The following is a 12950-nucleotide window of genomic DNA, read 5'->3' as shown; positions in this document are numbered from 1 at the left end:
TTAACTTCCAACTCGCGCTTGCGCCAATGAGCGCCGATCCGAGCCCAGGATGAGGCCCAGCGTGACGGCAAACCACACGGTCGGGTGCCGCAGAATGAAATGGCTGATGCTGAAGACGGCGAGTGCAAAGATCAGGACAGCCAAGGCGTCGAGCCGTGCGCGAAGCAGGAGCGCAAACGTGCCGACAAGCAGGCTGACAATGGCGATCACGCCAGGCAGTCCACCTTGGGTGAACACGTCCAGGAGGGTGCTGTGAGCTTCCACCGGGAGTGCTACGCCCTTGTCCGTGATTCCGCTTGGCTTCTCCAGATGCGGCCCGGGCCCAAGGCCAAGCGACCCGGACTCCAGTCCGGCATGCAAGGCGTCTTGCCAAAGACTTAGCCGCAGATTGGCGGTTGCCTTCGTTGCCTCACCGCCACGATCCTTCATCATGCCGGCGGCCAGCCCCTCGACATCATTCGCCGTTGCCATCCCGTAGGGGAGCAGTGAGAGCGAAAGGGGAATTATGGCGACAACGACGATCGCTGCAGCTGCGAAACGCAAACTCCATCGATGTTCGGGGGATGTCAGCCAGCTTCGCAAGCGCAGCGCAATGAGCAGCGGTATCGACAGCGACATCGAGATAAGAAAGGTATCGCTCTTCGTCAGCCGGCCGACGACGAATGTTACGATGCAGCTAAACACTGCGACGAACCGGCCAAACCGCTTGGCCGTCAGAGCCATGTGAAGCGAGAGTGGTGTCAAAACCGCACAGTAGATTGCAAGCTGGTTTGGATTCTCCGACCACCCGCGGAACCGGTCCCAATACCATGGATCGACCGACGAGATGCTGAGGTAGCCCCAGCCCAATGCAAGTTGCACCGCCACGGCGACGATCCAGAATCCGATCAGGAACCACAGCGATTGGCGTAGGGTATCCTCGGGTCTCAACGTTGCAGCCACCAGGCACGTGAGGGCCGCCACGAGGAGATATGCGAAGATGTCGTGCACGACGAGCTCTGGGTCGACGATCTCCGGGCGCAGCAATGCAAGGAAGCCCCCGAAACTCTGAATCAAGACAAAGCAGCCCCAGAATACAACGAGCCAGAGCAGAGCTTGGGGGTTGTAAATTCTTGAACCCACCAAGAGATGCAGGGATGCGAGACCGAGCCAGAGGACGAGGCAGGCTTCCCCGATGCCCAGGGGGAAGCTGGGAAGACGCAGCTGCGAGGCTGTCCCAAGCACGAGGCCAAGCGCAAGAAGGGCACTGCCGATCATTGTATTTCACTGCTGCTGTGCGCCGCCGGCCGCCAGCCACTGGAATAGCTGCGGGGAAGCAGCTGCGTGTAAAGCTCGGCATAGCGATCGGCGACGACGTTGAGGTCGAACTCCTTGCGCACCACGTTGATCGAGCGTTGACCCATCGTCTTTGCACGCGCGGAATCCTGAAGAAGGTCGAGAATTGAGGCCGCGAGCGCGCGCGGGTCGCGCGGCGCTACAAGTTTACCGTTCCAGTCCTCGCGGACCACGTCATCGCACCCCGGCATGCGGGAGGCGACGATTGGTACGCCAGCCAATCCGGCTTCCAAAAGAACACGGGGAATGCCTTCGCGATATTCAGTCGGAAAGGCAAAGAGGTCGGCGATTCCCAGAAGCGCGGGAATATCCGATCTGGCGCCGGTCGCAATCACATATGGTGCGTGCGCCTCGATCAGCTCCTGACCTACCGCGAATGGACCCTCGCTTTCGCGCGGACCGACGAGCAGAAAGCGGACATTCGGGCGGACCTCATGCACGAGCTTTGCCGCTTCGAGGAGCGTTGTGATTCCTTTTTGGACAGTTAATCGGCTTACTGTCAGGACAATCTCGGCATCGCCGAGCCCGAGTTCGGCGCGCAGCGCGGCAGGCGAGGCCGTTCGCGCTTGCGCCGCTTCGAAAGCGCCGACATCGATCCCCGAGCTTCCGATGATAACAGATGAGCTCTTTCCAAGCAGGCGGTGTCGTTTAAAGAAGCTGCTGTCGGCCTTGTTCTGGAAAACCGTCGCCGCGGTCCAGCAAGCAGCCAGGCGTTGCATCGCCAGATAGACGGGGCGGAAGGCCAAGGCTCTCAGTTCTGTCGATGAGAATACCCATCCCATTCCGTTGATCGTGCGCACAACCGGTACGGAGCCGCGAAGCGCCAGCGGCGCAAACAGATTGGGCTTGGTATCAAACGTCTGGATCACGTCGGGCCGAGCGCTCTTCACGAGCCGCGTCAGTTGACCCATGGCCGCGCGATCGGCAAAGCCGACGCCAAATCTGTCGAACTGATATTGATGATACGGGATTCCGGTCTTCGCGAATGCAGATGCTGCACCAGTGCCGGCCGCGCTCACGCGCAGGCCGCGGTTCTGCAGAGCCGCCAGGAACGGGATACGCAAAGCGTGATCCTCGCCTCCTACGCAAAGCAAGTGCAGCGCCATGTTGGTTCCTTCTAGCCCTTTGAGCAATCCCGCCAAGATGTTAATCTTTGCGGAGGCCCCCGGTTTTCCCGGCGAAAGTTTGACAGGATCAGGTTAGGACGTGGCCGCGGCCTGTCTTCATTCATTCGCATGACAGCGGAAGTGAGCGGTTGGCGGACGTGCTCGAACAGGGCTGAAAAGACGACGCGGCGCGAGTGCATGTTTGCTGAACGCGCCGCGAAGCACGTCGATCTCCGACCAGTCGAGACAACGCGACACCGTATTCCGCGTCCACGCTAGGGCAGGACGGCGAGGCGGCCCAGTAACGCGATCAGGTCTGCTTGCCGGCGTGTCTGTGTTTTGACAAACAGGGAAGCCAACTGGGAGCGTACTGTCGTTCGACTCAATCGTCGCGAACGAGCAATGTCGATCAGGTTGTTGCCTCGCGCCAACTCGAGAGCAAGCTGGGTTTCGGCAGCGGTGAATCCAAACAATCGCTGCAGCGTCCGCGGCGAAGGCTCCGGATGCGCGTCGAGATCCAGCAGGATCAATGCGATGGTCTCGTCGGACCACGCATTCGCGACCTGGTTGATCAGCGCGGTAAATCCTTCCTTGGTGGATGTTGCCAACCAGGAAGTCGAGCCTGCCGGAAACTGTGCGCCGGCGCGGTGGACCAGTTGCTTGACGGCGCCATAGAGCGTTTCGTGGCTCGCATCCACGCGCGCTTCGCGTTCCAATATTGCACGGCCGGCCGGACTGAGCTCGATAACCTTGCCGCGTCTGAGCAAGACCTGTCCGCAGCCGATCCGCGCGAGCACCCCGCGCAAGCCGTCCTGCTTGGGGTTCTGGGCGTCAGAGTGAGCAGATGAAACGGGACTGGAAATATTGAATATCGATTCAGAAGAATGACGCTGTAGAGCAATGGTAGACCTTGGCAATGCTTGGCTTAAGTTCAACATTTTATTCCCCCGGCCGCGCTGACCCGATGGAGTGAACGTGCCACAAAGATTCCCAACTTCTGCCACGCCTGGCAACGTTGAATGGGGGGTAACCCCGCGGCCGTCGGAGGGGGTGAAAGTTGCCGATCTTCCGGGCATCGACCCGGTTGTGATCAACGAAGAGGTAGCAACGCGGGTTGAAGGGGTAGCAAGGCGGGTTTAAGCCTCGCGGGAGCAGCCATGGGGGTATGCGGAAGCTACTCCTGAAGGAGCGCCCTGCTTACTTTAAGGGAGTACCTCTGTTCGTGCTCAGTTCGAGAAGGCCGGCGCAGGGCGCAATGTGACTTCGATCACATCGCCGGGCTCCACGTCGAAGTCGACGGATGCGGTTATCCTGTCCCACTGCTGACCGAGCCGCCGCACGACGATCACGTCGGGATTGAGCTCACCTGAATTGACGGGGATGGCACCCGAGCCGCCGATGGGCTGCAGTTTCTGGCTGAGCGCCTGCATTCTCACGCGCAAGTCCGCCAATCGAACGTTCGAGTCTTTCTGCTCCCTGAGCAGATTGATCGTGCGCTGGCTGGTCACACGTCCCGCTTGCCGCAGGAAGTCCTCACGCTGGCGCTGGAGCCGCATGAGTTCGACGCTCGTCTGCAGGCGTCGGGTCGACGACAGCAACAGGGCACGCCGGCTTTCGCTGACACGAGGACTTGCAAGCAATCCGGAGCCGAACGCCTTCATGACCCGTTCGAGCTCCTCTTCGTCGGCCTGCACGCCCTTCTCTTCACCTTCCTGTTGCTTCTTGAGCGTAGCGAACTGCGCGTCCGTCTGCTTTACGGCGTCGTCCAGGAAGCGTTGTTCCGTGCGGTAGTCGCTTTGTGAGGTCTTCAGGGAGTCCTTCTCGGCTTGAACGACCGAACCGATCACACCCGCGGGCAGCGAAATGTCGCTTGGAGGTGTGGCGTCGAACGTGTCGCGGCCATCAAGCTCCGCGCCGGTTCGGACGATATGGAAGTATTCCTTGGTGTATTCGGTGGCGAGAGACTGGTAGTCCCGCACAAGATCCGCAGGGTCGGTGGCGCCGGGCTGCATGCCACGCGACCGCAACAGGCTGAAGCCGCCGGCCACTGCCACGGCCTGGCGCACGGTCATTGAAGCCCGATACGTCTGCTGTCCGGGCGTGAGCACATCGCCGGAAACATAGACCGGCCGATATTCCACGACGCTTGCTATGACGTCGCCGGGCTTGACCACGAATGCCTGGTCGCGTCCGTCGGTCAGGCGTTGACGCAGTATCCGTGCCTGCAGCAGCGTCTCGATGCGGTTCTGCATCTGCGCCGGGGTCAGGCCGGCAACTTCAACCGTCCCTCCGCCCGGAAGCGGGATGGTGCCGTCGATCTGGATCTGCGTGCGGTTGCGTTGATCGGGGAGGCCACCGATCGAAATCTCGATGGTATCACCCGGTCCCAGCTTGTACGGCGCGGCAAGGGATAGCCCGCTTGTCGCGAAAAACAGAACTGCCGCGCATGAGCCCAGCAGGAGGGTGGAAGAGGGTCTGCCTTGCTTCTTGCACTTCATGGACGAACTCCCGATGTAACCGAGCCTTCGCCGCTCGCGATTTAGGGACGCCGATATCGGATCCTTCAGCCGGCTCTCTTCAAATCCGGGATGAGGGCGGTCGGAAGGAAGATCTCGTAGTTTCCGAAGAAGTGCCTCTGCTCCTCGACGTGGTCGAACAGGCCCTGGCTCAAGGCAGCGAGGATTTCGCTGATCCCTTGCTGAACGCTGATCTCGGGCGTGAAATTCAATACCCGACGGATCTTGTCGAAGTTCACGCGGTAATTCCGGGGATCGGCGCCGCGCTCCTGATAGGTCACCTTCGATCGCGGAATGTGCCGCATGATCTCCTCAACGACCATCAGCTTGGTGAAGTTGTTTTCCTCGCAGCCCACATTGAAGACTTCGAAGGCGACCTTGCTGGTGGGCGCGCGGAGCACTTCCTCGATCGCGCGGGCAAAATCACGAACATGGCAGTAAGGACGCCAGGTGTTGGGATCGAATACCAGCAGTTCTTTTCCCAGGTGCAGTTCACGCACAAATTCGTTCACCGTGAGATCGAAGCGCATTCGCGAGGAAAGACCAAAGGCCGTCGCAAAGCGGAGAACCGTTGGATGGAATCCAGCCTTTCCCTTGAGACCGAGGATCTTCTGCTCCATCTCCACCTTGTGCTTGGCGTAAAGGGAGAGTGGTGCGAGCGGGTAATTCTCGTCGACGGCCGTGTCTACTTCCACTAGCCCATAGTTCGAGCAGGTGGACACGAAGATCAGCCGATCGACCGGATGGTGTTGCATCGCGTCGATGAAGGACGCGACGCCATTGCGATTGATGGCGTGACTTTCATCGGGGTACTTGCTCGTGATCGGATCGCCGACGAGCCCGGCGAGGATAACGACGTCATCCACACCCTTCAATGCTTGATTGGCGAAACGGGGATCGCGAATATCGCCTTGCATGAACTCGTATTGCGGAACGCTCAGATAAGGCCAGGCACAGCTCTCGTTCTTGTAGATGAGCTGATCCAGGCAACGGACGTGCCAACCCTTTCTCAGAAGATGGCCCGTGATCACTGAGCCCACGTAACCAGCACCACCTACCAGAAGCACAGTTCGCTTTTCAGTCGCCATTTGATCACCCGTCTACTTTTGAAATAAGTTCGCACCGACAGATCCGCCAGTTGGCGCTATGCCGCTCTGGCTCTCCGGTCGGGGTCTTCGCATGCGGTTGAGAAGCGGCTCCCCCACGGCGATCCAGCCGGCCTGAACGATCCACCGGAGATCGGACGTGACGGTTCGATTGGAATAATATGCCAGGTCGATCTTCGCCTTGGCGGGAAACAGAACCTCCCGATAGAAATCCGCCACATTGCCGTCCGGCGGGAACAGCTCATTTTCATGCCGGAAGAGAACCTGGCACGGCCCGACGAGGCCTGGCCGGTGTTCCAGGATCTTTTCGAATCCGTTCCTGAAACAGTCGGCAAATACGAGCGTCTCGGGTCGCGGGCCGACGAAAGACATGTCACCCCGCAGGATGTTCCAGAGCTGCGGTAGCTCATCCAGCTTGAATGCAGCCAGCAGCCCGCCGATCGTCGTCATGCGGTTGTCGTTCACCATCGTGAGCGGACTTCCGCGATCGTCGCAATCGGCTCTGAACTTCCGGAACTTGTACATGCGGAACGGCGCCCCGTTCAGCCCGAGACGGAGTTGCGAATACAGTATCGGTCGCCCGCCTTCGATCCAGACTGCAAGCGCAATGACCAACAGGATCGGCAGCGAGACGAATATGGCCGTCCCGGCACCGAGGACATCGATGACGCGCCGCAAACGCACGGCCGGAGCTGCCGGCCCAGCGCATCCCGCATTGACCGTTTCGCTCATGCCTGTTCGACCTCCGCGGGACAGGTTGCCCGAAGTCCATCCGCGAGGCTGTCTGCCACGTGATCGACGTCGGCGGGAGTCATCGCGGGATGGAGCGGCAAGGTGAGCTCACGTCCGCAAAAATCCTCAGTGTTGGGGAGGCTGATGCCCGGATACTGGTCCTGGTAGAACGTCAACCGATGCACCGGCGGATAGTGAATGGTCGTCTGAACGCCGCGCTTGCTGAGCTGCTCGATCAGGGGCTGCCGCGCGCTTGCCGCGGGGAGAAGAACCGGCATGAGATGGTGGGCCGATACCCACGACGCGTTGAATGGCACCAGGACCGAAGGGCAACGCTCGGCGAGCCGCCGCCGATAGTGCAGCGACAGATGCCGCCTGGCGTCGTTCCAACCTGCCAATTTACGCAGCTGCACCAGGCCGACCGCGGCGCGCAACTCGTCCATGCGGTAGTTGAATCCAAGAAGCGTCACGTCGTATTCGGGGCTGCGGCTGACGAGGCGCTGGCGCGTGTTGGTGGTCATGCCATGCGACCTGGCGCGCTTGATCATGTCGTTCAATATCCGGTGACGCGTTATGATTGCGCCGCCTTCAGCAGTCGTCATGTTCTTGTTGCCGTAGAAGGAGAACGCGGCTGCATCGCCAAACGTGCCGACCCCCTTGACGCCGGGTGCATGCGCGGCGTCCTCGATCAGGAGCAGACCCTTGCTGCGAGCGAAGGCCTGCCACTCGTCTCGATCAGCGAGGTAGCCCCCAAAATGCATGAGGATCACCGCTTTCGTCCGCGAAGTGCACTTGCGGAGCGCATCGGCCGCGGACATCAGGGGAACTGCCCCGGATTGGACATCGACGAACACGGGCCGTGCTCCGACGTAGAGCACGGCATTGGCCGTGGCAACGAACGTGAGAGATGGAACGAGGACTTCGTCGCCGGGGCCGACTCCGAGCGCATGCAGGATGAGGTGAAGTGCGGCCGTGCATGATCCGACTGCAATCGAGTCCTCGGCGCCATGCATGCGTGCAAACGTCTGCTCGAACTCCCGTACGCGGTCCCCCATGGTGATCCAGCCGCTATCGATCGCGGCAACAAGAGCTTCCTTTTCGTCAATTCCCAGGGCCGGTTCTGATACCAACAGCATGTGTTCCTCTTCCCGTTCATTCCCCATGCGAAGGGTGACGCTGCGTCACGCAGCCGCAGTTGCGAATGCAGTCGATTGCTCGTCCCACGCAATGTCCTGGGCTTTCAGGAAGTCCTCGACCCGGCCAATGTCGAGCCACAGGCCAGTATGCTTGAAGACGTTGACGCGGGCTTCTTCCTCGAGCATCTGGAACATCAGGTCGTCGAATCCGAAGGGGACGCCCGATGGAATGCGCTCGAGGACGACCGGATTCATGCAGTAGATTCCCATGCTGACGAGGTTCGTCAGCTCCGGCTTCTCGCGAAATCCGGTCACGCGTCCATCGATTTCATCAATCACACCGAAGTCCATCTTCGTGCTCCGAACGGAGGTTCCGATGGTGATGTTGGCGTCGGATTTTCGGTGATTGTGGATCAGCTGGTTCAGGTTCAGGTCTGTCAGGACGTCACCGTTGAGGACCAGGAACGGCTCGTTGAGCTGTTCTCGCAGCAATGACAGCGGGCCGATCGTGCCGAGCGGCTCGAGCTCCTGCGTATACGTGATCTGCATGTTCCACTGGCTGCCGTCACCACAGACGCTGCGGATCAGATGGCCCAGATAACCGGTGGTGACGAAGACCTCTCCGATCCCGTTCCGTCTCAACCATTTGAGAACGAGCTCGAGGACGGGACGGGCGCCGATTGGCATGAGGGGTTTTGGCAAAATGGACGTATGTGGACGAAGTCGAGTTCCTCTGCCGCCGCACTGAACTACCGCTTTCATCTGAACCTCCATGTACTCAAAAAAATACGCTTCAAAAAAAACGAGATATGCTTCTCAAGGAAAAAGGTAGGAGCAAACCATGCCTGCGTCTTCGTTCGTTTGCATGAGAGCGTTGGAATCGGACGGCGGAGGAATGCCGGCGGGTTGTCCACGCAGTCGTGCAGCCGAGGCGTACCTCTCCGGAAGACACGGGATCCGCCTTGGCCAAGGGGCTAATGCGGAAGGGTTCGCGAAGGGCGAAAAAACGCCGCACTCGGCGGCCGGGTGAACCCCCGGGGCGCCAAGCCGCGATCGAGTCACAGGACAGCTCGTTTCCTCTGCTTGCCGAACGCGCCGGTCCGTCAGGTATCGGCGGCCAAGTTAACCTTGCTGGCGATGTAACGTGCCATGCCCCGAATTGAATCGAGATTCTCGGGCAGGATCTCATTGTCGTCGACGGCGATGCCGAAAGTCGTCTCGATGAACCCGACCACCTCGAGCACTCCAGTCGAATCGATGATCCCCTGGTCGAGCAGGGAAGCGTCGTCGTTCAGCGCCGCGATGTCGCTGATGTAGAAATTCGATGTCAGAAAAGCGCGGATCTGCTCCTTGCAGCGGTCGGGTGCCAAGACCAGTGTCATTGCGTTGGTGCTCCATGAAAGCGGGTGCGTCGATTGGTCGTCCACAAGCTATCCCGTGATGAGCTCTCTCTTGTTGATCTTGCCCGTATCCGTGCGGGCCAGTTCCGGCACGATAACGACGTACTTGGGGACCATGAAGCTCTCGAGGCGCTTGTGACATTCGCGCTGGATCTGCTTGGCGTCGATCGGCCGCACCTGGTCGATGACCACGAATGCCTTGATCGCGTGGCCGAGCAGATCATCGGGAACGCCGACGACTGCCGCTTCCCTTATGCCGGGAATGTCCAGCAAAGCGCTCTCCACCTCCTTGGGCGCGACCTTCTCGCCGCGTGATTTGATGACCTCGTCGCTCCGGCTGACGAAGTACAGATATCCGTCGGCGTCCATCTGACAGTAGTCGCCGGTGTAAAGCACCTGCTCGCCGGGAAGCGGTCCGGGCTTGAGTTTCTTCGCAGTAGCTTCGGGCTTTCGCCAATAGCCCTTCATGACGGTCGCACCGCGGATCACCAGCTGTCCGGCGATGCCGGCGCCGACCCGTTGATCACGCTCGTCGACGATCCACATTTCGGTATTCGGGATGGCAATTCCTACGCTCGACGGCTTCCGATCGAGATCCTCCGGCGGCAGGTAGGTGCAGCGTTTGCATTCGGTAAGACCGTACATGGAGTAGATGCGGGCGCCGGGGAACGTGTGTCTCAGCTGCCCCAGGTGCCGGACCGGCAGTGCGGCACCGGTGCTCGTCACGTAGCGAATGCTGGATAGATCGTAACTCTTCAACGACTCAAGCTGCAGCAGAGTCGAGAACATCGTCGGCACGCCGGGAAAACCCGTCACTCTCTCTTCTGCAATACGCCGAAGCGTCTCGGCGGGGAAAGCAAACGAGCGTTCGAGAACAAGGCGTGCTCCGGCGCGTACGGCCATGATCATCTGATACAGGCCGTAGTCGAAGGCGAGTGGCAGAGCGTTGAGGATGACCTCATCGTCACGGACGTCGAGATACGACGAAACCGACGTACACGCCGTCATCATGTTCCGGTGCGTCAGCATCACCCCTTTGGGCTCGCCGGTCGAGCCCGAGGTGTAGACAATGGCGGCGAGATCGATATCGATGCAGCGGCGCGCGGGTGCTGCGTCGTGCTCGGTGGCCGTTACAGTGTTCCATCGCACGGCATGCGGCAGCGCGTTCAAATCGGCGTCGTCGATAGGGCCGGACACGATTACGCGGCGCAAGGACGGGCAATGTCGTGCAGGTTCGCGGAACGTTGCGTAAAGGCGCGTTTGCGTAATGAGCGCAGTCGGCTGGCAGTCGTTGAGGAGATAGCCGAGCTTGTCGGGTTTCGTGAGAGGATTGATGAGGCATACGATCGCGTTGGCCTTGAGGACGGCCCAGAAACTGACGGCTGCCTCGACGGTGTTGTCGGCAAAGATCATCACACGATCGCCGCGCTCGACGCCGGCCTCGACCAGGTGGTGCGCGACCGCATTCGACCACGCCTCGAGCTGGTCGTAGGTGACCCGATGACCGTCGCAGACGAGCGCGACCTTCGCGCCGTCTTGATGGGCCGCGTGGATCAGGTAATCGTGCAGGAGCGGCACAGGATCGTTGATCATGCGTAAACTCCCGGTACGTCCTGGTGGTCGACGTCCACGCTGAGCTCGAGACGGTGCGGTGCTTCCTGCCGGTCCGCGACGAACTGCTGGAACAGGAGCTGAGTGGACAGGACGCCGACGAGCGCCATGTTGTCGAAATTGGACAGGTCGCCATCGCCGGCGTGCGCATGGGCTTGGCATTTGGTGCGCAGCCGCTCGACCGCCACCGGGTCGAAGATGTTGGCGGCGCGGACGCTTGCACTTGAAAGAGCTTCGTCGACATAAGGGGGGGCATCCCTGTCGACGAAGCAGAGCGCATTGGGGGTCCGGTAGGGCTGCTTCTTGCGTGTGACGATCTCTGGTGGAACCTGCGACTGTGTTACACGCTTAAGGACGTGCTTCTCGTCGAGGATGCGAAGTTTGCAGGCGTCGGGAAGGGAGTTCGCGAGCTCGACGACGTCGTCGTCAAGGAATGGAAAGCGTCCTTCGACCGAGTGCGCCATCAGCATCCGGTCTCCCTGGGAGGAGAGCAGGTAGCCGGCCAGGAGCGTCTTGGTCTCGAGGTACTGATCTTGTGCAAGCGGCGTCCAGCGGGAAAAATCCGGCGGCAGACGATCGAGCAATTCGGTCACCGGGTCGGCTCGCGAAGTCGCCGCGCGCATGTCTGCGGAGAACAGGCGCTTGATCGCGCTGGTGCTGCGCCAACGCGGAGAGTGAGCGAAGCCGGGCGCATCCGGGGCAGAAATGCCGTGTCCGAAGAACTTTAGCGCGATGGCCTGCATGTGGACCGGCGATCGAGAGATGTAGGGATAGAGCCGGCTCAGGAGGGCGGCGCGCCGCGTTGAGGCCGGCTGGCGGCCCCAGAAACGGCGGATCTTGCCTTCCCGAAACACATCGTAGCCGGCGAACATTTCATCTGCGCCTTCGCCGGTCAGCACGACCTTGATGCCGCGCTCGCGTACGAGCTTCGAGAGCAGGAACAGCGGTGCAGGGGCGGTCCGCAGGATTGGCCGCTCAGTGTGGTAGATGACCTTGGGAAATACCTCGGCGATATCCTGCCGCGAGACCATGAGCTCGTGGTGCTCGCTCGCAATCGTGCGTGCCATTAGGCGTTGATAGGAGGTCTCGTCATATTCAGCGTCGGAAAAGCGCACGGAAAACGTCTGGAAGCGCCTGCCCGCAAACCGGCTCCCCAATGCCGCAACAAGCGAACTGTCGAGACCACCGGAGAGATAGCTTCCCACGGGGACGTCGGACCGCACCATTCGGAGCGCCGTAGCCGCCTCCAGTGCACTACGCACAGAATCGATCACATCGTCATTGCAGCCGGCGGACGAAACGCGATGGTCGTCGGACCGGGTCGCATAGCACGGAGTCCAGAATGCGCGGTCCCGGACCGCGCCGCGCACGTAACTGCGGACGTGTCCCGGTTCAATTTCCGTGATCCCCTGAAACACGCTTTGCGGCGGCACGGTGCTCCAGAAGGTAAAGGTCTGGTCGATGCCTGCTGGATCGAATGCCCGAGGGATTGCCGGATCTGCCGCGAAGATGGCCTTGATCTCACTGGCGAAGTAGAGTTGGCCTTGATGGTTGCAGATATAGAGCGGACAGATTCCGGTCCGGTCACGGGACAAGACGAGGCGGCCGGCGGAGGCGTCCCAGATGGCAAGGGCCCATTGGCCGTTCATCCGTTCGAATGCTGCCTCGCCCCAGGCGCGATAGGCCTGAATCACGACCTCCGTGTCGCTGCGGGTGCGGAAGCGATGGCCGAGCGAGATCAGCTGCTCGCGCAGCTCGACATAGTTGAAGATCTCGCCGTTGAACACGATCCAGGCGGGCCCGCCGGGATCGGAGAGAGGCTGTTGTCCGCCCGCTATGTCGATGATCGAGAGCCGGGCGTGCGCCAGGCCCGCGCGTTGGTCCCGGTAGAGGCCTCGCTCGTCTGGCCCGCGATGTGCAAGCGCCCCGGTCATCCGCAACAGCGCTCTCCGCGAAGGACTCGGAGCGTTCGCACTCAGCGCCACGATGCCGGCGATGCCGCACATGC

General features: G+C 60.8%; 11 protein-coding genes. All 11 read right to left on the bottom strand.

The window, feature by feature from the left end; translation table 11 throughout:
* The gene (locus tag AB7531_RS29935) at positions 1-1257 is read right to left on the bottom strand and encodes an O-antigen ligase family protein (protein ID WP_063984326.1); all 1257 of its coding nucleotides are present in this window, start codon (positions 1255-1257) and stop codon (positions 1-3) included.
* Positions 1254-2441: a glycosyltransferase gene (locus AB7531_RS29930; RefSeq protein WP_063984325.1), complete on the bottom strand. Its 1188-nt coding sequence runs from the start codon at positions 2439-2441 to the stop codon at positions 1254-1256. Before AB7531_RS29930 ends, AB7531_RS29935 begins: the two co-directional genes overlap by 4 nt.
* 275 nt (positions 2442-2716) lie before the next feature.
* Positions 2717-3379 (bottom strand): helix-turn-helix transcriptional regulator, encoded by a 663-nt coding sequence (locus AB7531_RS29925; RefSeq protein WP_144030703.1) that lies wholly within the window; start codon positions 3377-3379, stop codon positions 2717-2719.
* Positions 3380-3667: 288 nt separating this feature from the next.
* Positions 3668-4939: a polysaccharide biosynthesis/export family protein gene (locus tag AB7531_RS29920; protein WP_063984324.1), complete on the bottom strand. Its 1272-nt coding sequence runs from the start codon at positions 4937-4939 to the stop codon at positions 3668-3670.
* Positions 4940-5004: 65 nt separating this feature from the next.
* Positions 5005-6045: an NAD-dependent epimerase/dehydratase family protein gene (locus AB7531_RS29915; RefSeq protein WP_063984323.1), complete on the bottom strand. Its 1041-nt coding sequence runs from the start codon at positions 6043-6045 to the stop codon at positions 5005-5007.
* 12 nt (positions 6046-6057) lie between these two features.
* Entirely contained in the window at positions 6058-6795 is a 738-nt protein-coding gene (locus tag AB7531_RS29910; RefSeq protein ID WP_063984322.1) for a sugar transferase, read from the bottom strand.
* On the bottom strand, positions 6792-7958 hold the full coding sequence (locus AB7531_RS29905) for a DegT/DnrJ/EryC1/StrS family aminotransferase (protein WP_354130107.1): 1167 nt from the start codon (positions 7956-7958) through the stop codon (positions 6792-6794). Before AB7531_RS29905 ends, AB7531_RS29910 begins: the two co-directional genes overlap by 4 nt.
* Positions 7959-7976: 18 nt before the next feature.
* Positions 7977-8693: a nucleotidyltransferase family protein gene (locus AB7531_RS29900; protein WP_063986521.1), complete on the bottom strand. Its 717-nt coding sequence runs from the start codon at positions 8691-8693 to the stop codon at positions 7977-7979.
* Between the two features lie 341 nt (positions 8694-9034).
* Positions 9035-9313: an acyl carrier protein gene (locus AB7531_RS29895; RefSeq protein WP_014496395.1), complete on the bottom strand. Its 279-nt coding sequence runs from the start codon at positions 9311-9313 to the stop codon at positions 9035-9037.
* 48 nt (positions 9314-9361) lie between these two features.
* Positions 9362-10924 (bottom strand): class I adenylate-forming enzyme family protein, encoded by a 1563-nt coding sequence (locus AB7531_RS29890; protein WP_063984320.1) that lies wholly within the window; start codon positions 10922-10924, stop codon positions 9362-9364.
* Positions 10921-12948, bottom strand: a complete 2028-nt coding sequence (gene asnB, locus AB7531_RS29885; protein WP_063984319.1) for an asparagine synthase (glutamine-hydrolyzing) — start codon at positions 12946-12948, stop codon at positions 10921-10923. Before asnB ends, AB7531_RS29890 begins: the two co-directional genes overlap by 4 nt.
* Between the last annotated feature and the right edge of the window lie 2 nt (positions 12949-12950).

Source organism: Bradyrhizobium sp. 63_E2_N1_3 (assembly GCF_052076005.1).
GTDB classification, from domain to species: Bacteria; Pseudomonadota; Alphaproteobacteria; order Rhizobiales; family Xanthobacteraceae; genus Bradyrhizobium; species Bradyrhizobium barranii.
This window is presented reverse-complemented; position numbering and strand designations above follow the sequence as displayed.

Excerpts from the sequence above, each read along its gene's own strand:
- AB7531_RS29935 (WP_063984326.1), bottom strand. The coding sequence starts at position 1,257 with ATGATCGGCAGTGCCCTTCTTGCGCTTGGCCTCGTGCTTGGGACAGCC.
- asnB (WP_063984319.1), bottom strand. The coding sequence starts at position 12,948 with ATGTGCGGCATCGCCGGCATCGTGGCGCTGAGTGCGAACGCTCCGAGT.
- AB7531_RS29915 (WP_063984323.1), bottom strand. The coding sequence starts at position 6,045 with ATGGCGACTGAAAAGCGAACTGTGCTTCTGGTAGGTGGTGCTGGTTAC.
- AB7531_RS29910 (WP_063984322.1), bottom strand. The coding sequence starts at position 6,795 with ATGAGCGAAACGGTCAATGCGGGATGCGCTGGGCCGGCAGCTCCGGCC.
- AB7531_RS29920 (WP_063984324.1), bottom strand. The coding sequence starts at position 4,939 with ATGAAGTGCAAGAAGCAAGGCAGACCCTCTTCCACCCTCCTGCTGGGC.
- AB7531_RS29895 (WP_014496395.1), bottom strand. The coding sequence starts at position 9,313 with ATGACACTGGTCTTGGCACCCGACCGCTGCAAGGAGCAGATCCGCGCT.
- AB7531_RS29890 (WP_063984320.1), bottom strand. The coding sequence starts at position 10,924 with ATGATCAACGATCCTGTGCCGCTCCTGCACGATTACCTGATCCACGCG.
- AB7531_RS29905 (WP_354130107.1), bottom strand. The coding sequence starts at position 7,958 with ATGGGGAATGAACGGGAAGAGGAACACATGCTGTTGGTATCAGAACCG.
- AB7531_RS29900 (WP_063986521.1), bottom strand. The coding sequence starts at position 8,693 with ATGAAAGCGGTAGTTCAGTGCGGCGGCAGAGGAACTCGACTTCGTCCA.
- AB7531_RS29930 (WP_063984325.1), bottom strand. The coding sequence starts at position 2,441 with ATGGCGCTGCACTTGCTTTGCGTAGGAGGCGAGGATCACGCTTTGCGT.
- AB7531_RS29925 (WP_144030703.1), bottom strand. The coding sequence starts at position 3,379 with ATGTTGAACTTAAGCCAAGCATTGCCAAGGTCTACCATTGCTCTACAG.